Origin of the sequence: Thiosulfatihalobacter marinus (assembly GCF_016019955.1) — a bacterium.
Classification (GTDB): domain Bacteria; phylum Pseudomonadota; class Alphaproteobacteria; order Rhodobacterales; family Rhodobacteraceae; genus Shimia; species Shimia marinus_A.
The window spans coordinates 1-258 of record NZ_JAECRZ010000059.1 but is presented as its reverse complement, the minus strand read 5'-3'; the positions used below and the strand labels follow the sequence as shown (position 1 = coordinate 258).

Annotated in this window: 1 protein-coding gene; it reads left to right on the top strand. The window is 64.7% G+C overall.

The genetic code is table 11. The annotated features are described in order from the left end of the window. Window positions 1-258, top strand: a 258-nt coding sequence (locus tag I3253_RS20370) for a hypothetical protein (protein WP_197919608.1), incomplete at both ends; no start/stop codon positions are given.

Here is a 258-nt window from a genome sequence, read left to right as displayed (position 1 = left end):
CAATTAACGATCTGTGAAAAAGGGCCGGAAAAGGCGGTACCGCCTTTGCCCGGCGTCGCCTGTTTCGCCACGGCGGGGCATTACGCGCCCACGCTCATGGCCGAAGTGGAAGCCGCCATATCGGGGGCCATGCCGATGGCAGGCAAGGGCCTCGGCAAAGCCCTGCACCAGACGATCCGCCACCAACAGGCCGGTGATCGAAAACGGCGCCAGCCGCGCCTTGAAACCATCCACGGCGCACCAAGATGCGCTCGGTCG